This window comes from Sporosarcina sp. ACRSM, from assembly GCF_022346545.1.
Lineage (GTDB): Bacteria > Bacillota > Bacilli > Bacillales_A > Planococcaceae > Sporosarcina.
The window spans coordinates 1-23,433 of record NZ_JAKRNU010000011.1 but is presented as its reverse complement, the minus strand read 5'-3'; the positions used below and the strand labels follow the sequence as shown (position 1 = coordinate 23,433).

23 protein-coding genes and 1 rRNA gene are annotated in these 23,433 nt (G+C 44.5%); 14 read left to right on the top strand and 10 right to left on the bottom strand.

The annotated features are described in order from the left end of the window. Positions 1-112: 112 nt before the first annotated feature. A complete protein-coding gene (locus MHZ95_RS16300) occupies positions 113-1,504 on the bottom strand; it encodes an alanine/glycine:cation symporter family protein (protein WP_239391846.1) in 1,392 nt (463 codons plus the stop codon). A 231-nt stretch (positions 1,505-1,735) separates the two neighbouring features. Between MHZ95_RS16300 and MHZ95_RS16295 the strand changes: the two genes are divergently transcribed. Together MHZ95_RS16295 and MHZ95_RS16290 are read left to right on the top strand one after the other, a co-directional pair. Further along, complete coding sequence (locus MHZ95_RS16295; protein WP_239391845.1) at positions 1,736-2,116, top strand: YtxH domain-containing protein; 381 nt, start codon at positions 1,736-1,738, stop codon at positions 2,114-2,116. Between the two features lie 26 nt (positions 2,117-2,142). Then, the gene (locus tag MHZ95_RS16290; RefSeq protein ID WP_370643090.1) at positions 2,143-3,147 is read left to right on the top strand and encodes a YihY/virulence factor BrkB family protein; all 1,005 of its coding nucleotides are present in this window, start codon (positions 2,143-2,145) and stop codon (positions 3,145-3,147) included. A gap of 26 nt (positions 3,148-3,173) precedes the next feature. Here the strand turns inward: MHZ95_RS16290 and MHZ95_RS16285 are convergent, their stop codons facing one another. The 5 genes from MHZ95_RS16285 to MHZ95_RS16265 form a co-directional block, all read right to left on the bottom strand. Next, positions 3,174-5,078 (bottom strand): heavy metal translocating P-type ATPase, encoded by a 1,905-nt coding sequence (locus MHZ95_RS16285; protein ID WP_239391844.1) that lies wholly within the window; start codon positions 5,076-5,078, stop codon positions 3,174-3,176. Positions 5,079-5,350: 272 nt separating this feature from the next. Beyond that, positions 5,351-6,892, bottom strand: coding sequence for a fumarate hydratase (locus MHZ95_RS16280; protein WP_255726816.1), 1,542 nt, complete (start codon positions 6,890-6,892; stop codon positions 5,351-5,353). A 21-nt stretch (positions 6,893-6,913) separates the two neighbouring features. Next, positions 6,914-7,090, bottom strand: coding sequence for an SE1561 family protein (locus MHZ95_RS16275; RefSeq protein WP_239391843.1), 177 nt, complete (start codon positions 7,088-7,090; stop codon positions 6,914-6,916). A 339-nt stretch (positions 7,091-7,429) separates the two neighbouring features. Further along, the gene (gene pdaA / locus MHZ95_RS16270) at positions 7,430-8,233 is read right to left on the bottom strand and encodes a delta-lactam-biosynthetic de-N-acetylase (protein ID WP_239391842.1); all 804 of its coding nucleotides are present in this window, start codon (positions 8,231-8,233) and stop codon (positions 7,430-7,432) included. 60 nt (positions 8,234-8,293) lie between these two features. Next, complete coding sequence (locus MHZ95_RS16265) at positions 8,294-9,190, bottom strand: TIGR01777 family oxidoreductase (RefSeq protein ID WP_239391841.1); 897 nt, start codon at positions 9,188-9,190, stop codon at positions 8,294-8,296. 107 nt (positions 9,191-9,297) lie between these two features. Between MHZ95_RS16265 and recX the strand changes: the two genes are divergently transcribed. Beyond that, a complete protein-coding gene (recX, locus tag MHZ95_RS16260; RefSeq protein WP_239391840.1) occupies positions 9,298-10,110 on the top strand; it encodes a recombination regulator RecX in 813 nt (270 codons plus the stop codon). Next, the gene (locus MHZ95_RS16255) at positions 10,100-10,432 is read left to right on the top strand and encodes a YfhH family protein (protein ID WP_239391839.1); all 333 of its coding nucleotides are present in this window, start codon (positions 10,100-10,102) and stop codon (positions 10,430-10,432) included. Before recX ends, MHZ95_RS16255 begins: the two co-directional genes overlap by 11 nt. 232 nt (positions 10,433-10,664) lie before the next feature. Here the strand turns inward: MHZ95_RS16255 and MHZ95_RS16250 are convergent, their stop codons facing one another. Then, on the bottom strand, positions 10,665-11,648 hold the full coding sequence (locus MHZ95_RS16250) for a metal-dependent hydrolase (RefSeq protein ID WP_239391838.1): 984 nt from the start codon (positions 11,646-11,648) through the stop codon (positions 10,665-10,667). Positions 11,649-11,757: 109 nt separating this feature from the next. Here MHZ95_RS16250 and mutY point away from each other — a divergent pair, with 109 nt between their 5' ends. The 5 genes from mutY (at position 11,758) to MHZ95_RS16225 (ending at position 16,761) form a co-directional block, all read left to right on the top strand. Further along, positions 11,758-12,816, top strand: coding sequence for an A/G-specific adenine glycosylase (gene mutY, locus MHZ95_RS16245; RefSeq protein WP_239391837.1), 1,059 nt, complete (start codon positions 11,758-11,760; stop codon positions 12,814-12,816). Positions 12,817-12,912: 96 nt separating this feature from the next. Then, the gene (locus MHZ95_RS16240; RefSeq protein ID WP_255726815.1) at positions 12,913-13,116 is read left to right on the top strand and encodes a gamma-type small acid-soluble spore protein; all 204 of its coding nucleotides are present in this window, start codon (positions 12,913-12,915) and stop codon (positions 13,114-13,116) included. A 175-nt stretch (positions 13,117-13,291) separates the two neighbouring features. Next, a complete protein-coding gene (ntdP, locus tag MHZ95_RS16235) occupies positions 13,292-13,819 on the top strand; it encodes a nucleoside tri-diphosphate phosphatase (RefSeq protein ID WP_239391836.1) in 528 nt (175 codons plus the stop codon). Positions 13,820-13,894: 75 nt separating this feature from the next. Continuing rightward, positions 13,895-15,646 carry an ABC transporter ATP-binding protein gene (locus MHZ95_RS16230; RefSeq protein WP_239391835.1) on the top strand — a complete coding sequence of 584 codons (1,752 nt, stop codon included), beginning with the start codon at positions 13,895-13,897 and terminating at the stop codon, positions 15,644-15,646. 122 nt (positions 15,647-15,768) lie between these two features. Then, positions 15,769-16,761, top strand: coding sequence for an ABC transporter substrate-binding protein (locus MHZ95_RS16225; protein WP_370643089.1), 993 nt, complete (start codon positions 15,769-15,771; stop codon positions 16,759-16,761). A 77-nt stretch (positions 16,762-16,838) separates the two neighbouring features. Here the strand turns inward: MHZ95_RS16225 and MHZ95_RS16220 are convergent, their stop codons facing one another. Both MHZ95_RS16220 and MHZ95_RS16215 read right to left on the bottom strand, forming a co-directional pair. Further along, on the bottom strand, positions 16,839-17,921 hold the full coding sequence (locus MHZ95_RS16220) for an FUSC family protein (RefSeq protein WP_239391834.1): 1,083 nt from the start codon (positions 17,919-17,921) through the stop codon (positions 16,839-16,841). A 48-nt stretch (positions 17,922-17,969) separates the two neighbouring features. Beyond that, on the bottom strand, positions 17,970-19,274 hold the full coding sequence (locus MHZ95_RS16215) for a glutamate-1-semialdehyde 2,1-aminomutase (protein WP_239391833.1): 1,305 nt from the start codon (positions 19,272-19,274) through the stop codon (positions 17,970-17,972). A gap of 284 nt (positions 19,275-19,558) precedes the next feature. Here MHZ95_RS16215 and bcp point away from each other — a divergent pair, with 284 nt between their 5' ends. The 3 genes from bcp (at position 19,559) to perR (ending at position 21,575) form a co-directional block, all read left to right on the top strand. Next, positions 19,559-20,035, top strand: coding sequence for a thioredoxin-dependent thiol peroxidase (bcp, locus tag MHZ95_RS16210; RefSeq protein ID WP_239391832.1), 477 nt, complete (start codon positions 19,559-19,561; stop codon positions 20,033-20,035). Positions 20,036-20,055: 20 nt separating this feature from the next. Next, positions 20,056-21,000 (top strand): D-2-hydroxyacid dehydrogenase, encoded by a 945-nt coding sequence (locus MHZ95_RS16205; protein WP_239391831.1) that lies wholly within the window; start codon positions 20,056-20,058, stop codon positions 20,998-21,000. A 131-nt stretch (positions 21,001-21,131) separates the two neighbouring features. Continuing rightward, complete coding sequence (gene perR, locus MHZ95_RS16200; RefSeq protein ID WP_239391830.1) at positions 21,132-21,575, top strand: peroxide-responsive transcriptional repressor PerR; 444 nt, start codon at positions 21,132-21,134, stop codon at positions 21,573-21,575. Positions 21,576-21,659: 84 nt separating this feature from the next. Here the strand turns inward: perR and MHZ95_RS16195 are convergent, their stop codons facing one another. Continuing rightward, positions 21,660-22,046, bottom strand: coding sequence for a YgzB family protein (locus tag MHZ95_RS16195; RefSeq protein ID WP_239391829.1), 387 nt, complete (start codon positions 22,044-22,046; stop codon positions 21,660-21,662). A 115-nt stretch (positions 22,047-22,161) separates the two neighbouring features. Here MHZ95_RS16195 and MHZ95_RS16190 point away from each other — a divergent pair, with 115 nt between their 5' ends. Then, the gene (locus tag MHZ95_RS16190; protein WP_239391828.1) at positions 22,162-23,025 is read left to right on the top strand and encodes a nucleotidyltransferase-like protein; all 864 of its coding nucleotides are present in this window, start codon (positions 22,162-22,164) and stop codon (positions 23,023-23,025) included. 348 nt (positions 23,026-23,373) lie between these two features. Then, positions 23,374-23,433: ribosomal RNA gene (locus tag MHZ95_RS16185) — 16S ribosomal RNA — on the top strand; the annotation flags it as partial.

Sequence of the window (23,433 nt, the reverse complement as noted above, 5' to 3'; positions counted from 1 at the left end):
ACGAAAAGGATAGGTGGGAGATCAACTGCTCGTAAAAGCCCGATTGTTTCAACTAACAATCAGTAGGGATGGGAAAACCCCCCACTGATTGAAGTTTCTCTTTATCATTTCATTAATCTAGCTTACTGTCAACCGGATCTGCAAGTTTCCCGGCTTTCGCTGCTGCCTTTTCCTCATCGATTTTCTTTTGGAATCGCTTCGTTTCATAGACGATGACACCGGACAATCCGAGAAGACCAATCAAGTTCGGAATGGCCATCAAACCGTTCAACACGTCCGCAAGGGCCCAAACGACGTCGAGTGAAGCGATTGCCCCAACAAAGATGAATAGGACGAAAATCACGCGATATCCAAGGACTGCTGTTCGATTTGGGAACAAGTATTGGAAACATTTTTCTCCGTAATAGCTCCACCCTAAAATCGTTGACGTGGCAAAGAAGATCAAACCGATAGCCACGACAATCGGACCTGCTGAACCAAGGAATGTACCAAACGCTTCAGCAGTCAGTGCACCAGCATCAATGTCTTTGTTATGCCATTGACCGGACATAACGATCGTCACGCCTGTAATCGAACAGATGATAAGTGTATCGAATAACACCTGGGTCATCGAGATCAATGCTTGACGGCCGGGCATATCCGTTCTGGCTGCTGCTGCAGCGATCGGAGCGGAACCAAGCCCTGCTTCATTGGAGAATAGACCACGAGCGACCCCGAATCGGATGGCAGCCCCGATTGCTCCGCCGACCGCCGCTTCTCCAGTGAAGGCGAATGTAAAGATTGTCTTAAAAGCTTCTGGAATTAGACCAACATTCGTGACCAATACGATAAGGCCGGCAATGAAATAGAACAAGGCCATGATTGGTACGAAGAAAGCCGTCACTCGACCGATTGATTTAATACCGCCTAGGATGACCAATGCCCCGAAAATGACAAGCGCAATTCCTGTAATCCAGTGTGAAACTCCAAATGTGTTATGGACGACATCCGCAACCGCTTTTGATTGTGTTCCATTTCCGATGCCAAACGCTGCAAAAGCACCGAAGATAGCGAACAGGACGCCGAGCCAACGTTGTTTCAAACCATGTTCAAGATAATACATCGGTCCGCCCGCCATTTGACCGTTGGAGTCTTTGACGCGGTATTTAACAGCAAGGATCGCTTCTCCATATTTTGTCGCCATTCCGAAGAAACCTGCGACCCACATCCAAAAAACCGCTCCAGGTCCACCCATGTAAACAGCTGTTGCAACCCCGACGATGTTACCTACCCCGACGGTGGCCGCCATTGCGGTCATCAGTGCTTGGAATTGTGAAATATCGCCATCCACTTTTTTGTCATGCTTTCGTGAAAAAACTTGTTTTAAAGAATATGGTAATAATCGTACTTGAATAAATGCAAGTCTAGCCGTTAAAAAAATACCAGTACCGACAAGAAGAACGAGAAGCGGCGGTCCCCAGATAACGCCACCTATTTTATTCAAAAAAATTGAAATCGCTTCCATTTCCCTTACCCCCTTTGTTAATATAAAGTCGCTTTGAATAGTAGATTAGTCTTATTTAGCGATGGGTCACCTCTCTCCTATTTCTCTAGTATATTTTTTGTTAATACTAATATTCCGAAATTTCATGTTCCTCGTCAAGTGTTATTTTTGTAAATGGGTTAGATTGTTTGCATTCCCATTGTTGAGGGTATAATGGAAAAAGTATATTCGACATCAAATGGAGGGTTTAAAATGGGTAAAAACAAATTCGGAAAATATGTCCTTTTTGGAGCACTTCTAGGTGCTGCAGTCAGTTTCTTTGATCGCCATACACGTGAACAAGTAACCAGAAAATCCAATGCGGTCTTAACGGAAATCGGTTTTTATTCCAAAAATCCGGATATTTTAAAATGGAAATTGAAAGAGAAAAAAGAAAAATATCAATCCGTTTTTGATCAGCTAACGGAAGATGTTACATACATTAAACAGCAAGTGGAGGAGTTGAAAACATTAACCCCTCAAGTAAAGGATCTTGTTGTGAATACGAAGGATGCCTTTGTCGAATCCAAAGACGAATACAAATCGATCGTCAATGAGACCCCTTTACCACAGGACAGCGATACAAAAAAGTAAATGGCAATGAAAGGAGTGAAGCGAATGTGAGAAATGATCGACCAACTCCAATATGGACAGATACGGAAAAAACACCCGTCAATAAAAAGCGGGAAGATGAAAAAGAGGGAATTTTGCACAATTCCTCTATTACGAAATTTATCGACGATGTAAAGGATGGGGATTTGGAACAATTTGATGTGACGACGATGCACGGTTTTGGGAAAGAACTGCTTGTCAGGATCAAGAAAGTCGATGTTACGGGGCTTGGCTCCCAACTCGCCTTCTTTTTCCTTTTGTCATTATTCCCTCTACTAATCTTCATCATGACACTGTTACCCTTTTTGAATTTGGATCAGGCGCAGATTTTCCTCTTCATACGCGATTACGCTCCTGAAAATGTCGGGATTCTCATTGAACAGACATTAAGGGAAGTGTTGGAGAATCGAAATGGAGGTTTATTATCTATCGGTGTCTTGGCGACAATCTGGTCTGCATCCAAAGGGATGAATGCATTGACGAAAGCTTTGAACCGCTCTTATTTTACAGAGGAGACCCGTTCTTTCATCGTGGCACGGGGAATGTCGGTAGCTTTTACCATCATGCTGATTGCCGTGTTCATCGTTGCGCTCGTTTTACCGATATTCGGTGAGCAAATAGGGGTCATTGCATTTTCAGCTTTTGGAATGGAAGATGATTTCCTAACTCTATGGAATAATTTGCGCTGGACGATACCGCCGATTTTAATTTTCTGCGTTTTTACAGTCATTTACTGGATTGTACCCGATATAAAGGTCCGATTTAAAAGCGCATTGCCGGGAGCAGTGTTTGCGACAATCGGGTGGATTGTGACATCTCTTGGATTCTCATTTTATGTTAGTAGTTTTGCCAACTATTCAAAGACATACGGAAGTATCGGAACGATTATCGTTCTAATGATGTGGCTTTATTTTTCGGCGATCATCTTGATGCTTGGCGGCCAGTTAAATGCGGTCATGACGGAAAGAGCCGAAGCAAAAAAAGCCAAACGAAAAAGCAATGCGGTCATGTAAATGACCGCATTGCTTTTTTTGTGCAGTTATTTAATAGGGTTCAGCATTCGTAAGCCGTTTAAGATGACGAGAATGGTGCTTCCTTCATGGCCGATGACGCCAAGTGGAAGATCGACGACTTGCATGAAATTCGAAATGACGAGAATGATGATGATTGCGATGGAAAAGATGACATTCTGTTTGACGATCCGCTGCATTTTCCGTGATAGTTTGATCGCATAAGGGAGGCGGGATAAATCATTTTTCATGAGCACAATATCCGCCGTTTCAAGTGCGACATCCGTCCCTTCTCCCATAGCGATTCCGGATGTTGCAGTAGCGAGGGCGGGTGCATCATTGACGCCGTCTCCAACCATCCCGACTGTCCGTTTGGTGGTCAATACGTGTTTTAATCGATCGACTTTCGTTTCAGGCGTGCATTCTGCTACAAAGGTATCCAGTCCGGCTGCGCTGGCGATGGCTGCGGCTGTTTTTTCATTATCACCCGTCAGCATCATTGTCTGGATGTTTGCGCGTTTCAATTGGCGGATGGTCTGTACCGCTTCGTCTCGTAATGTATCTTGAAGCGCGACTGCAGCTAAAATGCCTTTTTTGTCCTTTAAGAAAATAACTGTTTTCCCATCTTCAATAAGTTGGAAGGCAAAGCCGTTTTTAAAATACTCAGCTTCCTTTTGCCCGACAAAGCGAGGATTGCCGACAAGCCATTCGGAATCAGCCGAAAATGCGCGGACTCCGTAACCTGGGACGTCTTCGAGATGGCCTGTCGGTTTAACTAGAATCCCTTCGTCTTTTGCATACATCACAATCGCTGCAGCAAGCGGGTGATTTGAATGTGCTTCGATACCTGCTAGCAAGGCCAATGTTTCGCCGGGATTCGCGTCGTCACGGACAAGGAAATCCGTGACGATCGGTTTACCGTTTGTCAGTGTTCCGGTTTTGTCGAAAGCGATCGCTTGGATGGTAGCCAGATGCTCCAGATGGACACCGCCTTTGAATAAAATGCCATGTTTTGCCGCTTGGGAAATGGTCGCAAGTGTTGCGGGCATGATGGACGCGACAAGGGCACAAGGAGATGCGACAACAAGCAGCACGATAGCGCGATAGAGTGTTGTCGTCCAATCCCAGCCCAACAGGTAATGGGGCAGGACCATCATGACGAGGACGGCGATGATGACGGCCTTAACATAAGTCCCTTCAAACTTTTCGATGAATTGCTGAGAAGGGGATTTTTCACTTTGTGCGCTTTGAACAAGTGTGATGATTTTTTGAAAAAGTGTTTCAGAGCTCGGTTTTGTCATTTGGATATGGAGAACACCGTTTAGATTGACGGTCCCTGCAAATAGCTCATCCCCTACACCTTTGGAAACGGGGATCGATTCGCCATTAATGGCGGACATGTCTATTGTAGAGCGCCCATAAGTGATGAGCCCATCGACTGGTATTCTTTCTCCCGGTTTCACAAGAAGAAGTGAACCGACCGGTAAAGAGCTCGTAGGCACTTTGATTTCGGTTCCGTCTTCATGGATCAGCCAAGCTTCTTCAGGCTGTAATTCCATAAGAGAAGAAATTTCTCGATGGCTTTTATTGAGCGTGTACGTTTCAAGTGCGCCACTGACTGCAAAAATGAAGATTAGAATCGCCCCTTCTGTCCAGTAACCGATGATGGCCGAACCGACAGCAGCGAAAATCATGAGCATTTCAACATTTAACTGCCGGTTGTTAATTGTTTCCTCGATTCCCTCTTTCGCTTTGGCAAACCCGCCAATGAGGAAAGCAACAATATAAAGAGCGACTGTCAGTGTGCTATTTTCATCCCTTCCAATGAGCCAAGCTGCGGCGATCAGAATGCCGGAAAGAAGGGCAGCGATTAATTCTAAATGCTTCTGCCATGAAAATTGAGTCATGGATAGTTTTTCCGTAAGAACAGTCATGAGACTACCTCCTAATTGAGAATTGTTTTCAATATCATTCTGTTACTTAAGCAATTTTTCACTTGTTTTACCTGGTCTGTATCCAGAGTTTGATATTAATTACTTAATAATAATAATTATAATCTATAGTATATCAACTGTGAAAACAAAATGACACTAGTTTGCTTGAAAAAGTGTCGGAAGGGTAGGAGGAAGAATCAGGGTGGTTTGACAGGGAGGAATAAAAAAGCCTTGGGTTCGGCTTTCAACCGAATCCAAGACGTTTTGTAGTATTAGCTATATACCTTTTCTTTGAATTGTGCCAATTTCTCGAGAGAAGATTTGTCGACGTCTGCGTGTAGGCTATTGCCATGGGAGTCCATTGTGACGACTGCTGTGAAATCTTCTACGCGTAAATGCCACATCGCTTCAGGGATTCCGAATTCAAGCAGATCGACACCTTCGACGGCTTTGATACAATCGGCATAATATTGAGCTGCACCACCGATTGCGTTCAAGTAGACGCCACCGTGTTCTTCGAGAGCTGCGAGCGTTTTCGGCCCCATACCGCCTTTTCCGATGACAGCGCGGACACCGAATTTTTTCATGATATCACCTTGGTATGGTTCTTCACGTGCGGATGTCGTCGGCCCGGCAGCTTTGATTTCATAATTGCCGTCTTCGTCTTTCGCAACAACAGGACCGCAATGATAGATGATTTGTCCGTCCAAGTCCACTGGTGAGTCATTTTCCATCAAATGCTTATGAATCGCGTCTCGACCTGTGTAAATCCGTCCGCTAATTTTGACGACATCGCCGACTTTCAGATCACGGATTTGCTCTTCTGTGATAGGAGCCTTCAATTCCACTGTGCGGGATGTTGACTTCTTTTCGTCCTGCTGTTCAGCTTGCTGTGCGAAGGCGATTTTTTCGCCATCATTATAATGCCAGTTTGTAATTTCGCCAGTTTTTGCGTCAATATCTACCGCCATCCGACGGTATGCCCAGCAATTGTACGCTACAGACACATAGAAACTTGCCGGAATGCGATGCATGACCCCTACTTTACAGCCGAGGAGGGTTGCTTCGCCGCCGAAGCCCATCGTTCCGATGCCAAGTTTGTTTGCCGTATCTAAAATATAGTCTTCCAGCTCCGCCAGTTGTGCGTGTGGGTTGACATCATCCACTTCACGGAAGAGTTGCTCTTTTGCCAGATCATATCCGGAAGAACGGTCTCCGCCGATGCCTACGCCGATGAATCCTGCCGAGCACCCTTGTCCTTGTGCTTGGTAGACAGAATGCAAAATACATTTACGGATGCCATCGAGGTCACGGCCGGCACGTCCGAGGCCTTCCAGTTCAGTTGGCAAGCTGTATTGGATATTTTTATTTTCGCAGCCGCCGCCTTTTAAAATCAATTTGACTTCGATATGATCTTGTTCCCACTGTTCAAATTTAACAACAGGTACACCTTCTCCAAGATTGTCTCCGCTATTGTCTCCGGTCAATGAATCGACGGAGTTCGGGCGAAGTTTGGCGTCTTTTGTTGCCTGTACGATGGCTCGTTTGATCGCAGCTTTGATTTCCAGTTGGTTGACGCCTACTGGTGTTTTGATTTTAAATGTCGGCAGACCCGTATCTTGACAAATCGGGGAGATTTTCTCGTCCGCCATATTGATGTTTTGCGCAATGGTATCGAGGCTCATTGCTGCACGGGTACCGGCATCTTCTTGCTCTTTGGCAGCCCGGATTTTCCGCCGTACATCTTTAGGTAGATTTGTTGAGGTTTCGCAAATGAGTTCATAAAGACTTTTTTCAATTTGTTCTATGTACATTCCCAAATTTCCCCCAATAGTTTAGTTATCTGTTTTTATTTTATCCATTTGTTCTTCGAGTTCATCGATCATGCTGATGAGATGATCGATGTCTTGCAAATCAGCTGTTTCTGGTTCAATCGAATCCAATGTCTCAAGGAATTGATGCAATCTTGACTTCAAACTTTCAATCGTGCTGTTTGTTTGTGGTTTATCCATCTGTACACCTTCCTTCTTTCATCCTACGTTATCGTAAACGAAAAAACAGAAATTATCAATGAAGTGTGACGGGACTTTCGTATGAATTGTAAATAATTATTAACAGAATCTTTACAATAGGTTGATAATGTGATAAGCTACAAGTAATTAAATGAAAAGGAGGGCGTAGTGAAAAACGTATCGAATCCTGATATTGAAGGAGGGGATCCGTAAACGTTCGATAGCCTTACGCTTGGAAACGACTACGAATTATGCAAATGAAAATGGAAAATGAAGATAGCGAACATAAGTAAAGGCCCAGCCGTATTCTGACAATCAGATATGGACTGGGCCTTTACATTATCTAAAGAAAGAATGGATATTTTCGTGTTCCATTACAAGGTCATCCAGTGTATGGAATGTATAGCCGGCTTTTTTTGCGTCTTGGATAAAGGAAGGCAGGGCTTGTGCGTTATCAGGTGAGACGGTATGCATTAAAATGACTGCACCGGGATGGAGCTGGGTCATCAATTCGTTATAGGCATAATCACGGCCGCGTGGTTTATCTTTGTGCCAGTCGATGAAAGCGATGGACCAAAAAATATGCCGGTAACCGAGCTCATTTCCTTTGGCGAGTACTTTTTCATTGAAAACGCCCTCAGGGGGTCTTGTATAGACAGTTCGTTTAACGCCAGTTAGCTCATGCAATAATTTGTCGAATCTTGTCCATTCTTCTTCCATTCGCTTGACGGAAACAGTTGTCAAATTCGGATGGTCGTACGTATGGTTACCGATGCCGTGCCCTTCTTTAATCATCCGTTTGACAAGGGGGGTAGCGCTTTTCAAGTAATGGCCTGTCAGGAAAAAGGTTGCCGGTACTTCCTCTTTTTTTAACGTATCTAAAATGCTTTCCGTATAGCCGTTCTCATAACCATTATCAAAGGTTAAATAAACAATTTTCTCATCTGGCTTCCCTTTATAAATTGCCCCATAATCATCCAATAAAGTATTCAATGCGGCTCCCGCATCAGGTGGTTCGCCATTAGTCGCTTTTTTGAAGCCCCAATGGAATTCCTCCGCTCCCGCAGTGAAAGGATTGAATAGGAAACCAGCCAGTATGATGGCAAGAGCCAATACAATACCGGAAACATGTTGTTTGAACATCCAAAACGCACCCTTCTTTTTACTCGTAGGATGCGTCAAAATGGGTACACTATGCAAAGGTTACAATAAATTTTTTAGGGCGGCTTCCAATGTCGGATATTGAAATTCGAAACCGTTGTCGAGCAATTTTTGGGGCACTACATGCTGTCCTTCGAGAACAAGCGCACTTTTTTTACCGAGAGCTATCTTCATCATAAGGGAAGGGACGGGGAGCCAATGGGGACGATGCAATATCGCACCGATCGTCTTGCCGAAATACGCCATCCTTTTCGGAAAGGGGGCTGTCACATTGACGGGACCCTGTATATTCTCATTTTGAATGGCAAACGAAACGGCACGCGCCACATCCTGTATATGGACCCATGAAATCCACTGTCGGCCTGTCCCGACTGTTCCTCCTGCAAATAATTTATAGGGCAAGATCATGGGCGGAAGCGCACCGGCATCTTTCCCAAGAATGACACCGAATCGCATGAAGACTGTCCTAACCGAATCCTTTTCCGCTTGTGCCGCTTTCTTTTCCCAGTCCGCCACTGTCTTTGCAAGAAAATCCGAAGCTAAATCCATCGAATCCTCCGTATAGACGATGTCATCAGAAACGGGATAAATCCCAATAGCACTGGCATTGATAAGGACAGACGGCTTCGTTTCCAAAGTAGCGATGATCCGTAATAATTCCTCCGTCGCTGTCATCCGACTATCGTAAATTTGCTGTTGGTGCTCATGATTCCAGCGCCCGGCATTGATGGAAATGCCGGCAAGATTGATGAATACATCCGCAGACTGGATTGCTTTTTCAGGAGCTACCCCTGCTTGAAGCCATTGGACATAGGAAATGTTGCGAACTCTTTTGGATGCGCCTCTGGTTAAAATGATGAGTTCATGTCCTTCTTCCAATAATAATGTGGTTAACTCCCGCCCGACGAAACCGGAACCGCCGGCAATAACGATTTTCATAGTTTCCACCTCCAATAGATGACCTTTTGAAAAACTGGACGATAAAGCTGAATGTGATGGATAGAACATGTATACTGAATAGAAGAAGCAGGGAGGTTTTATGCGAATTGCCTGTCATTACGAAAATAACACAACAGAAAAAAGATAGCGAACGATACAATATTTTTTTAGATGAAAAATATGCTTTCAGTGTGGATGAAGCGATCCTCGTAAAATTTGGACTTACCAAAGGGATGACGTTGGAGGACTGGTCGATTGATGACATGGTCTATGAAGATGAAATCCGAAAAGCATTCAATCGTGCTCTCCATTACCTTGGATTCAGGATGCGGAGCGAGCATGAGGTGAAGAAAAAGCTGCTGGATGTAGGGTTTGGTGAAGCGGTTGTTCGGGAAGCGATGGTGAAATTGAGGAATCTCGGTTTCTTGAATGATGAGACATTTTCGGAAGCCCTTCTTCAAACGCAGAAAAATGCATCTAGTAAAGGCCCAAGGGCGATTCGCCAAGAATTGCAAAAAAAAGGAATCGGGAAGGAGCTGCAAGCCCAAGTGCTCGAATCTTATTCGGAAGATGAACAGCTTCAAATCGCTACAAAACTGGCAGAGAAAGCAGCCAATGCGAACCGCACTATTGCACCTGCGCAACTGAAACAGAAAATCCAAAATGCGTTGCTCCGTAAAGGGTATTCATTTGATATTATTAAACAAGCGCTTGAAGGCATTGACTTTGATCGAGAAGAAGATGAATGGGCCGGGATAACCGACTCGGTCGGAGAGAAGGCTTGGCGTCGCTATAGCTCGAAATTCAGTGGACGGAATTTGAATAATCGTGTGAAACAGGCGATGTATCAAAAGGGTATCCCGTTTGACCGGATTGATGCGTTTATTGCAAAGAAGGAGAATGAAGAAGATGGAGATTGAAAAAAAATATAGTGAAATGACTGAACATGAATTACGTACTGAAATCGGCAGACTGATGGAGAAGGCACGGAAGGCAGAGCAGCTCGGCATCGTCAATGAGTATGCGGTCTACCAGCGGAAAGCGGTCATGGCGCAGTCATTTCTAGTCGATCCTAAAACGATCGAACCGGGTGAAATTTACCGAATCGATGGGGATGAAGGCGTCTTTTTCCATGTCGATTATTTGAAAGGACGCTTTGCATGGGGCTATCGACTTGGTGGTGAGCGCGCCGAGGAAGCGTTGCCGATCGCGATGCTCAAATCGGTGAAAACGGGTAAATAACACAACAACGGCTAAGGCTACAGACGCAGATTCATGTCTATAGCCAATCGAACAGCGAAGGGTTCGATTTGCCTTAATTTCTGCGTTCTTTGCAGAAATTAAGGCACCAGCCATTAGCAAGCGCAATTCAAAATCTGGACGCAATTACGCCGAGGCGTAATTGATTAGACAGGCGCCCTGCGCTTTTGTTATCGTCTAGACTCCAGCCCCTGATCAGGCGCCTTCGCTTTTGTTATGAATTCGGCATGAATTTTAGCTTTTTCCGCAGTTTGTCTTCGGAAAAAATCCAACCCGTGTAGGAGTTGAGAATATTCAAGTCCTTATCTACGTGGGCGACGGCAACGAACGGATAATAGCCTTTACTTCGGTAGCGTAGGTCGATGAGGCGCACTTCACATAAGTCGCCGATATACGAAATGGACCATCTGTAAATCGGAGAAAAAGATGTAAATGCTTGTATATTATGATCACTCATCGCCACTTCGATCTGGGGCGATGTCGGCATCGGCTCTCGTTCGAAGCGGTCGTAAATATTGACGGAGCGGCCATAGGCACGTCCGACATAATGACAATTTTCCGAAGAAGCGGCAATCCGCCATTGTAAGAAGCGCATCGTCGGAGCGATAATGATTTCAGTTGCATCGGGTATTGTAAAATGGACCGCTTTTTTCACGGCTGCTTTAATGATAAAACGGAGTACATAGTAAAAGAATATGACGATGTACAGGGTGATGATTGTATAGACAGGATCAGCACCGATTCCCCAGATGATCAACGCGATTGCATGCAAGATGAAAATGACAGGGTCGAACGTATTGATGACCCCGATAGCGACCCATTTGTTGGAAAAAGGACGAAGCGCCTGCGTCCCGTATGAATTGAAAATATCAACGAATACATGTAGGAAAACGGCAAGAAATGTCCATGCCCATAAATGGATGAAATTCGCCTCGGGAGCAATGAGCGAAAATAATAGCGTAATGAGTAGCGGCCATAATAATACCGCAGGAATAGAATGGGTGATCCCTCGGTGATGCCTAATGTAGACCGCATTATTCCTCAGTTTTAGAATGGTATCGATGTCCGGGATAAGGGATCCGACAATGACACCAGCAACGACTGTGCTCATTGTTGCCGGCTCGGATGCGACAACCGGATCCACCATGGCCAGACCGCCGAGTGCAATCCCCATGACAATATGTGTTCCAGTATCCAAACAATCACTCCTTAAACCTGAAGTCCAATCAAGGCGCTGGAAAATTCAATAATCACTTTCCTATACCCGTTTCCGATCAACAATAAGCATATGTGATAAGGAGGAAAACATGCAAATTTTAGAACATCAAGACGAATTCCGCGAATCCCTCCTATCTTGGTACCGACGAGAAAAAAGGGATCTGCCATGGAGACGCACTTCAAACCCGTACTATATTTGGATTTCAGAAGTGATGCTCCAACAGACAAGAGTCGACACAGTCATCCCTTATTATGAGCGATTTATCAAAAAATTTCCTACGATGTCGGCACTTGCCGAGGCAGAGGAAGAGGAACTATTGAAACAGTGGGAGGGGCTTGGCTACTATTCCCGCGCGAGGAATTTACAAGCAGGTGTCCGTGAAGTGGTGGAGAATTATGGCGGCAGTGTGCCTGCAAACCGCAAAGAAATTTCTGCGCTAAAAGGTGTCGGTCCCTATACGGCGGGGGCGGTACTCAGCATTGCATACGGCATCCCGGAGCATGCCGTCGATGGTAATGTCATGCGTGTCCTATCACGTTTATTAATTATAGAAGAAGATATCGCAATTCCCAAAACGAAAAAGATATTTGAACAAGTGGTCATGGACTTGATTGATAAAGAAGATCCCTCTTCTTTCAATCAAGGCCTGATGGAACTGGGCGCTACGATTTGTACGCCGAAGCCGAGATGTCTGCTGTGCCCCGTGCGCGACTTTTGCGCGGCGTTCCTAGAAGGACGGCAAGAGGAATTGCCAGTGAAAACAAAGAAAACGAAGATGAAAATCACCCCGGTCGTCTCTGTTGCCATTCGGAACGAGCAAGGACAATGGTTGCTGCGTCAACGTCCTGCCAAAGGGCTCTTGGCAAACTTATGGGAATTCCCGATGATTGAGTTGACAGGTGAAGAACGACTGCAAGATAAAATGCGTGAGCAATTTGGCATTGAACTACATCATTGCAAGGCGTTACTCGACTTTAAACATGTTTTTTCCCACATCACATGGGAAATGCAAAGTTATTTGGCAGAGCTGTCATCAATGACACAAATACCCGATGATGCTCAATTCTTTACGGAGGAAGAAGTAGAAGCATTGCCGAAACCCGTGCCTGTTATTAAAATTTGGAATGAAATCAAAGGAACTACATAATTAATTTACAGGAATTGTAAATATTTTATTAAAAAATTTCCAGTGGCATAAATTTTGGAACAGTGGACATGATAATTAGCACGGAGGTGAAAATCCATGGCTAATAAAAACAGCGACCCAAGTAAAACAAACGCGAGGCAAGTTCGTCAGCAGAACCAACTTTCTCAACAAGGAATGACTGAGGAATTCGGTTCTGAAACGGACGTGAACGAAGTAAGACGACAAAACCAACAATCTGAAGCAAACAAAAACAATGCTTCCGGTCCGCGCGCGAATCGTTACGAAAACGGGACCAAATAAGTGGATGGACATCACCGGCCGGCAGAGGAATGAACTTCTGCCGGTTTTTTTATTGTCTTGAGGAAGAAAACCGCTGAGGTAACTTGAAACGTTTCAAATCCTCGAGGGTTCTTGGTATAATAGGGAAATCATATTGGCTTCCAAATTTTCCGGCAACTAAAAGGTAGGTGTACGTATGGCAATTGCTACAGAAGGAGATAGGATTCAGATACATAGCTACAAGCATGATGGAAGCATCCACCGTGTTTGGCAGGAAACAGTGGTGTTGAAAGGAACCCGCAATATTGTGATCGGGGCGAATGAGCGGACACTTGTGACAGAAGCGGATGGGCGTACATGGCTTACGCGCGAACCTTCCATTTGTTATTTCCATGCAGAATATTGGTTCAACATTATTTGTATGTTGAGGGAAGACGGCGTTTATTATTACATTAACATGAGCTCACCATTTGTCTATGACAATCAGTCGTTGAAATATATCGATTATGATCTTGATGTGAAAGTGTTTCCTGATATGAGTTATATGATTTTGGATGAGGATGAATATGCCGAACATAAAAAACAAATGGGATATCCTGAAGTGATCGATCAAATTTTGCATCGGAATTTGGATACGCTGCTCGGATGGATCAAGCAACGAAGAGGTCCGTTTGCCCCAGACTTCATCGATGTGTGGACATCCAGATATGAATTCTATAAATAAGGTGAAAAATCAGTGGGAAAACCTGACCGCCGAATGGGCTGCGGCAGGTTTTTTGATATCTGGGAGGTGGAGCTGATGGGAGATAGCATGAAACGGTATTTACAATTTGTCAAACCGTATACTTGGCAAATCATCTTGACGATTTTAATCGGCATCGTCAAATTTGCGATTCCGTTATTCATTCCGCTTCTTATGAAAATTGTCATTGACGATATCATCGGCTCGGATGTGCTGACAAAAGAAGAAATGACGCGTCAATTATTTTATTGGCTAGGCGGGACGGTGTTGCTCTTTTTCATTATCAGACCGCCAGTTGAATATTACAGGCAATACTATGCGCAGTACGTCAGCAATAAAGTTTTGTACGATATCCGTGAGGAATTGTACGCGCATTTGCAAAAGCTGAGTCTTCGTTATTACTCGAATACACGTGCAGGCGAAATCATTTCGCGCGTCATCAATGACGTGGAACAAACAAAAAACTTCGTGATGATCGGGTTGATGAACGTCTGGCTGGATTTGGCAACCATCATCATCGCCGTCTGCATCATGTTGACAATGGACATTCCATTAACGCTTGTGACACTTCTTGCATTTCCGTTTTACGCATACAGTGTGAAACATTTCTTCGGGAAATTGCGTGAGTTGACAAGGAAGCGTTCACAAGCGCTAGCGGATGTCCAAAGTTATTTACACGAACGGGTGGCGGGTGTCAGCGTCATTAAAAGTTTTGCGTTGGAAGAGAAGGAGCAGCGCCTTTTTGAAAAGACCAATGGAAATTTTTTAGACAAGGCTATTGATCATACACGTTGGAACGCGAAGGCGTTTGCTGTCGTCAATACGATTACGGATGTTGCGCCGCTTCTGGTGCTTGCTTATGCCGGCTACCAAGTCATCCATGGGCATTTATCAGTCGGGACGATGGTCGCGTTCATTGCGTATATTGACCGTTTGTACAATCCGCTTCGCCGTCTTGTCAATGCATCGACTTCGCTTACACAATCATTTGCGTCGATGGATCGTGTCTTCGATTTGATGGAGGAACAGTATGAGATTACGGATAAGCAACAGGCAGTTGCACTTCCGGCCATTCGGGGCGAAGTTGAGTTCAAAAACGTTAGCTTTGCTTATGAGGAAGAAGGGGAAATGGTCCTGGACGGGATTAATTTGACCGTGCAGCCTGGAGAGACAGTCGCTTTCGTCGGTATGAGCGGTGGAGGGAAATCGACAATTGTCAGCCTTATTCCGAGGTTCCATGATGTCACAGAAGGCAGTGTCCGCATCGATGGATATGACCTGCGGGATGTGCAAGTGAAAACTTTACGAAGTCAGATCGGAATGGTTTTGCAGGATAATATTCTGTTCAGTGATTCTGTCAAAAGTAATATCCTGATGGGGAAACCCGATGCGACAGATGAAGAAGTGATCGCAGCGGCCAAAGCTGCGAATGCACATGACTTTATCGAATCATTACCACAAGGTTACGAGACGAAAGTCGGGGAGCGAGGTGTGAAGTTATCAGGTGGACAGAAACAGCGGGTCGCCATCGCCCGGGTTTTCTTGAAAAATCCGCCGCTTCTCGTCTTGGACGAAGCGACATCAGCACTCGATCTCGAAAGTGAAGCGCTCATTCAGGAATCGCTGGACCGTTTGGCGTCCAATCGCACAACATTTATCGTTGCACATAGACTTTCTACCATTACGCATGCGGACAAGATTGTCGTGATTGATGCCGGTAAATTGAAAGAAATGGGGACACATGAGCAGCTGATGGAACAGCAAGGCATCTATTATAGTTTGTTCCAAGTACAAAGGCTTGGAACATGAGCTGTCGTCATCACACCACTGATATTCTTTATTCAGTGGTGTGGTATTGATTTTTATATTATGATTAGAGCATTGCCTTAATAAGAGTGAAGTAGAGATATAAAACAGTTGGAGGAGTCAGCGTGGGAAAAATCAAAATGTGGTTATTGCTTTTTGTTCTCTCGATAGTGCTTGCAGCTTGTTCGTCAGACGCGGGCGATGCAAACAATGAGACGGAAAGTGGTAAAATTGTACAAACTATACTTGTATTTGGACGAGGTGAAGATTCGACTTCACTCGACCCGGCGAGTGCAACAGATGACGAGACGTTTAAAGTGACGAAGAATCTTTATGAAACATTATTGAAATCCGATGAACAGGATGCGATGATCGTTGAAGGTCTAGCGAAAGAATGGAAGACAAGTGACGATGGGTTGACGTATACATTTACACTGCGAGAAGGGGTTAAATTCCATGACGGAACGGACTTCAATGCAGAAGCGGTCGTTAAAAACTTCGAGCGTTGGGCTAAAGGGAGCGCGGAAAAATTCCCGAATTATCATGCCGTGTTTGGTGGTTTCAAAGGGGAAGAAGGCCATGTTATCGAATCGGTGACAGCGGATGGCGATGATACGGTCATTATCAAATTGACGCGCCCGCAAGCATCATTCTTGGAAGACATCACAATGGATTCGTTCGCGATCGCCAGTCCGACCGCATTTGAAGAAGGGGACGATGAATTCGAAGAGAATCCTGTCGGTACAGGACCATTCAAATTTGTAGGATGGGAACCCGAGGGAACAATTACGATTGACAAATTCGATGAGTATTGGCAGGAAGGTTTACCGAAACTGAAAAAAGTCATCTTCCGTTCGATTCCGAATGACACTGCACGTCTGAATGCATTACTTGCCGGCGATATCGATCTCGCAGATGGCATCAATCCAGCTGACGGCGCAGTGATTGAAGGCTATGAAGATCTTCAGTTATTTGAACAGCCTTCCGTAAATAGCGCAGTCAAGCCACTCCTTGCTGGCGATAAGCTTATAATCGGTTACCTTCCGTATGCAACTGGTCCGGATATGCTTTCTAACCTAGAATTTACAGAAGATGAAGATGCAGAATCTGCAAAATAAAGTTCATCCATCAAGTGCACCTAATAAATCCAATGAAAAATCCCGGAAGTCAATGAAATGTTGACTTCCGGGATTTTTTAATAGATCTCTTCTTTCAATTCCGCGTTCACTTCATTATTGTGATGTTTTTGAAATGATACGATGAGCTTGTCGAGATGTTCAAGCTGTTCTTCGTAATTCAAAATGGCTGATAGGATGTGTAGAAGATGGTAGGCGGAAAATTCCTCTTCTTCCTTTGTCAGCGCTATTTCCTTCACGAAAATTTCCATCACTTCATGACGCTGGATATAATCCTCGTTGGCGTTCATCGTCTCTTTGTCGGATTTCAGTTGGCCGGTAAACTTCAGGTGGAGCTGTTCGTGATAATTGAGCAGGGAATCCAAGCGTTCCTGCACCATCATCCGAAAATGCTCAGGCAGATTGATCAGCTCATTTTCAAATTGGTGAAGCCGTTTCAACACGTCGTAGCTGCTTCTTGACGTGGCGATCATCTGCCGATAAATGACAAGTTTTCTCGTTTTGGCACGGGAGCTCTTTTTGAAATAGCTCCGTTCTTCTCTAAAGAGGCTGTACAATTGATCGACCTGTGAAAGCCGTTCTTTCAATTTGTTCAGCGATTTTTTCGTTGCCACATGTTCGGATGCCTGTCTGCCGGCGAGCCGGGTCCACCGGATGATTTCATCTTGGGCAGAGTGGATCGATTGAAACAGCTTCGTTTCATATTTTGGAGGCACGAACAATAAATTCACTGAAAATGCCGCCAACACACCGATGATGAGCGTCAGGAAACGGAGCAATGCATAGGAGAGGAAATCGTCTCCTTTAATCTCCATAATGGCAATCATCATGACGAGTGCTAAAGAGATGGATTTTTCAAGTCCTAATTTCAGCATGATTAAAATGATGATGACGGCTGCCAACCCGATGACCACTAACTGATGACCGAATAGAAGGACGAACGAAATCCCGATCACCGCACCGATGACATTCCCTTGAATCTGTTCAACGATCGTCAAATACGATCGATAGATGGAAGGTTGGATGGCGAAGATCGCTGCGATTCCTGCAAATACAGGATGGGGCAATTGCAAAATGTCTGCCAGGAACAATGCGAATACAATTGCAATGCCCGTTTTAAAGATGCGGGCACCAAGTTTCATGCAGTAATTCCTTTCTTATATTGCTATTTTTAAGTCACTTGAAAAGGGTTAATCCTTGAGGAGTGTAGCGAGTTCCTGGAAGGATTTATTGACCGCAACCAAAGTATCTTCAATATCTTTCTCAGTATGTGCAGTCGTCAAGAACCATGCTTCATATTTGGAAGGCGCAAGATTGATGCCGTTTTTGAGCATCAGTTTAAAGAACTTCGCAAATACTTCCCCGTCCGTCGCTTCAGCTTGCGCATAGTTTTCCACTTTGACATCGGTGAAAAAGAGCGTCAGCGCACCGCCTAATCGGTTGGTCGTTAACGTAATGCCATGTTCTTTTGCGGATTTCAAAATCCCTTCTTCCAATAGCGCGCCAAGGCGATCCATTTCTTCATAGATGCCCGGTTGTTGGAGCACTTCCAAACAAGCGATTCCCGCCAGCATAGATGCCGGATTTCCTGCCATCGTCCCCGCTTGATAAGCCGGACCCAGTGGAGCGACTTGTTCCATGATTTCTTTCTTGCCGCCGTAAGCCCCGATTGGTAAGCCACCGCCGATAATTTTTCCAAATGCAGTGAGGTCAGGCGTCAAACCGAGCAAGTTCTGTGCGCCGCCATAGTGGAAGCGGAATGCTGTTATGACTTCATCGTAGACGATCAATGCCCCTTTTTCAGCTGCGAGTTCATGGACAAGCGGTAGGAAGCCTTCGTTCGGCTCGACGATCCCGAAATTACCGACAATCGGCTCGACAAGAACACAGGCAATTTCGTCTCCCCATTTGGCCATTGCTTCTTTATAGGATTCCGGGTCGTTAAACGGGATTGTAATAACTTCTTCAGCGATCGTTTTCGGAACGCCGGCAGAATCCGGAGTGCCAAGCGTTGCAGGACCTGATCCAGCTGCGACGAGTACGAGATCGGAATGGCCATGGTAACAACCGGCAAATTTCATGATTTTTGTGCGGCCGGTAAATGCACGGGCTACACGGATTGTTGTCATGACAGCTTCAGTTCCAGAATTGACGAAACGGACCTTATCCATGCCTGGCATGGCTTCTTTCAACATTTTCGCGAATTTCACTTCATGTTTCGTCGGTGTACCGTAGAGGACACCTGTTTGTGCAGCTTTCACGATAGCTTCAGTAATATGTGGATGCGCATGTCCGGTAATGATCGGACCATAGGCAGCTAGATAATCGATGTATTTATTGCCATCGACATCCCAAAAGTAGGCGCCTTCTGCCCGTTCCATAACGGTAGGTGCACCGCCGCCAACCGCACGATAACCGCGTGAAGGGCTATTTACCCCACCTACTATATGTTCGCAAGCCTGCGCATAGATCTGTTCCGAATTTGTTCTGTTCATAAATAATTCCTCCGTTCCCTTCTTTACATCTTCTATTCTAAACAAAACACGCCCATTACGCCAAAGAAATTGAAAGTGTCCAGCTTGTTCGGTACGATGAAGAAAGGAGAAAGCTCTGAACAAGGAGCCTAAACAAAAAGAAAAGCGTAGGGTGCCTGCTTAGATGCGACAGGCATAAGGCGGGGCGGCGAAGAGGCGCTTTTAGCCTCACAGCCGGAACGACTTATGACCCAAGCATCTGGCGCCCGGAGCCTAAACAAAAAAAGATATTGGAGGAATGGAACATGACAAAGCTGGAAGGATTGCAAGCACCGGAATTTTCATTGCCGAACGAAAAAGGGGAAACGATCTCACTGAAAGACTTTGCAGGTGAAAAATATGTCATCCTTTATTTTTATCCAAAAGATTCGACACCGGGATGCACAACGCAAGCATGCGATTTCCGCGATGCATATGAAGATTTTAGTAAACTAAATGCCGTTGTACTTGGGGTAAGCCCGGACAGTGAAGCTTCACATGAAAAGTTTATTGGCAAACACGGCTTGCCCTTTTCCTTACTCGTCGATGCAGACCACGCGGTTGCAGAAAAATATGACGTATGGAAACTGAAAAAGATGTTCGGGAAAGAGTATATGGGTATTGAGAGGTCGACATTCCTCATCGATCCGACGGGGACGGTTGTGAAGGAATGGCGCAAGGTGAAAGTGAAAGGCCATATCGAAGAAGCACTTGCTACACTGGAACAACTGACGCAATCATAAGGGGTTTGGGGGAAAAGAGAATGGAAGTACTGTTCACGATAAAATTAAAACCGTTTCAAGAGGAAAGATTGGTGACAAAGTTTCCGGACGTAACCTTTCATTTCGATAAAACAGCGGACGACAAAGAGATTGAAACAGCAGCTGCAATCGTCAGCTATGGTAGCAACATCAATGTCACTCTGCTGGAAAAGACGAAGTCATTAAAGTGGCTCATGGTCGCCTCTGCAGGTATTGATACAATGCCGCTTGCGGAAATTGCGGAAAAGCACATTATGGTCACGAATGTTCGTGGCATCCATAAGACACCGATGGCCGAATCGGTGTTAGCGCATATTTTGGCGCTAAAGCGCTCCTTGCCGTTCATGTACAAAAATCAGGAAGCGAAAGAATGGAACCGGCGAGTCCGTTCGTCGGAGTTGAAGGGGTCAACTGCACTGATTCTAGGACCTGGTGCGATTGGTTCTGAAATCGGTAGATTACTTCAAGCTTTCGGTGTTCGGACGATCGGGTGCAACCGTTCCGGGAATGCAAATCCATTAATGGATGAAATGATCCGATTTGATGGGCTACTCGATCGCTTGCCCGAAGCGGACTACGTCATATCGGTATTGCCGAGTACGCAAGAGACAAGAGGATTGCTGACAGAAGAACATTTCCAAGCGATGAAAGATACGAGTGTTTTCATGAACTTTGGTCGTGGCGATCTAGTTGCTGAATCCGTTCTGATCAAGGCGTTGAAAAATGAAATGATCGGTCATGCGGTACTGGATGTCTTTGAAACCGAACCGCTCCCGGTCGAAAATGAATTTTGGACATTGCCGAACTGTACGGTATCTCCTCATGTCTCCAGCCTTTCCGGCAAATATGTTGAGAGGTCTCTTATCATATTTGAAAAGAATCTGGAGAAATGGTTGAAAGGCGACCATACATTTGACAATCTGGTCGACTTGAAGAAAGGTTATTGAGAATGACACTTACATATAAACACGTCCTCCGTGGGGACGACAGCACATCTGTTGACAATAGCACCTCCATTCAGTAAACTAATTATAATGATTATAAAGAAAGAATCTTTTCGAATTGAGGTGCATGAGCGATGTCTGAAGTCCAATTAAAAGACGCGCTGGACGCATTGAAAACAAGTGGTGTAAGAATTACTCCACAAAGGCATGCGATATTAGAATTTCTGATATCTTCTGACACACATCCAACGGCTGATGAGATCTATAAAGCACTAGCGGATGACTTTCCAAATATGAGTGTTGCGACAGTATATAATAACTTACGTGTATTTCGAAATGCCGGGCTCGTCAAGGAGCTCACATATGGGGATTCCTCCAGTCGTTTTGATTTTGTGACACATGATCATTATCATATTATTTGTGATGAATGTGGAACAATTGTAGATTTTCATCATCCTGGCCTTGAGGAAGTGGAACATTTAGCTTCTCATGTGACTGGATTTAAAGTGAATTCACACCGTTTGGAAGTATACGGAACATGTCCTACTTGCGCCGCGCGCGTTGCGGATACGAAATGAAAAAGCGTCTGCGATCCTTCTATATGAAAAGGATCCAGACGCTTTTTTTCTGTCTTGGTACAAGTGCTAGGATGTTCTGTACTTTTATGAGTTGTTTTCTTGTTGTGTTTTTTCTGATTTTGATTTTGGACGGGATCGGTTATAAGATTCGTCAAATTCCTTACCTTCCAACGTAGGATCGAGTGTTAGCGGCTCACGGCAATGTCCGCACATATCGACACGTCCAAGCATCTTTGTATGTCTTCCGCAGGTCGGACATTGAATCTGCACTGCCCGTGTGGAAAGCGAACCGATCCAAGCATACACAACCGTACTGGCAATAATCGCAAGAACACCGAGTACCATAAAGCTGAGCATGACGATCTCGTTATTCCGGAAGAAAATGCCGATATACATAATGACAACCCCGATGAAGATTAAAGAAAGGGCAAAAGAACGTATTCGGTTTATCTTATTTTTATAGGGTTTCATCTTATGGACCTCCTTGAACTATCTTCAATTACTATAGCATAAATTTCAAACTGTCACTTTGAATAAAGGATAATTTGATAGCTTTGTCGAAAAGAATCGGCATGGAGGTGTGGAAGTGGAACAAGTTTTAAGACCGATTTATCAGGAACGGGCAAGTTTTCCGGAAACGTTAGGAGTCATCATTGTAGAAAAGAGAGGAAAAGGGGATCCGACAACCGATACTTTTGATGCAATCCTCCTTATTATTACTGCTGACGAAGATCCCCCTATCTTTACAAAACATTACACAGACGGAAATGAAAAAGCCGCCATGCATATCATTAGTGAAAAACAATTGCGGAAATGGTTATTGCAGGGATCGAAGCGGAAAGTGGTAGATTGGTTATTCTATGGAAAGGTCTATTTCGATCGGAATGAATTCGTGGAACGATTAAAAACAGAGTTTCAAGAATATCCGTTCCATGGTCGAAATATTAAAATGGGACTCGAGTTTTCACAACTAGTCAGAGACTATATGGAAGGGAAAACTTTTTTTGAACAAGGAAATGGCATGGACGCGTATCACCACGTCGTCAAATCACTCCATCATTTAGCGAGACTGGCGGTAATTGAAAATGGATTAGTTCCGGAAGTGACAGTATGGTCCCAAGTGAAGAAAATTGATCCGGCTATTTATAAATTGTACAAAGAACTGATTATGAGTGAAGAGCCACTGGAAAAAAGATTAGAACTATTATTTCTAGCCAGTGAATTTTTCATCCATAATCGGACGATTGACGGAGCCCGCCACTTGATGGATGTGCTGGCTGAAAAAGAGCAATGGACCATTCAAGAGTTACATGAGCATGAGGAGGCAAGATTATATTCAATCGATCTTGAAGTGTTTATCGAATTTTTGATTGAAAAAGGAATCATTAAAGTGGTGCAAAGTGACTCGAAAAACGAGTTCATCTTTCATAGAGATTACAGAGTAGAGTGATGGGAATGCGGTGTTGGAGCGATTTTTAAAATTGCTCCAATATTTTTGTTGACAGTGGAATATGAACCGTGCTAACATAGTAAACGTCGCTGAGGGAGTTAAGCAAAACGCCCGAGAGACAAACGGTTTACTTTTTGAAAAAAAGAAATTAAAAAAGTTGTTGACACGAAGAAGACAACTTGATATGATATAAGAGTTGCTGCTGAAACGCAGTAACGATATGAACCTTGAAAACTGAACAGCAAAACGTTAACAAATACAGTTTGTTGAACCAACTCTGTTGGGGTACAAACACAAACGAATCTTCGGATTCAAAGTCAGCAAGAAATGAGCTATTCATTTTCTTCTTTTATGGAGAGTTTGATCCTGGCTCAGGACGAACGCTGGCGGCGTGCCTAATACATGCAA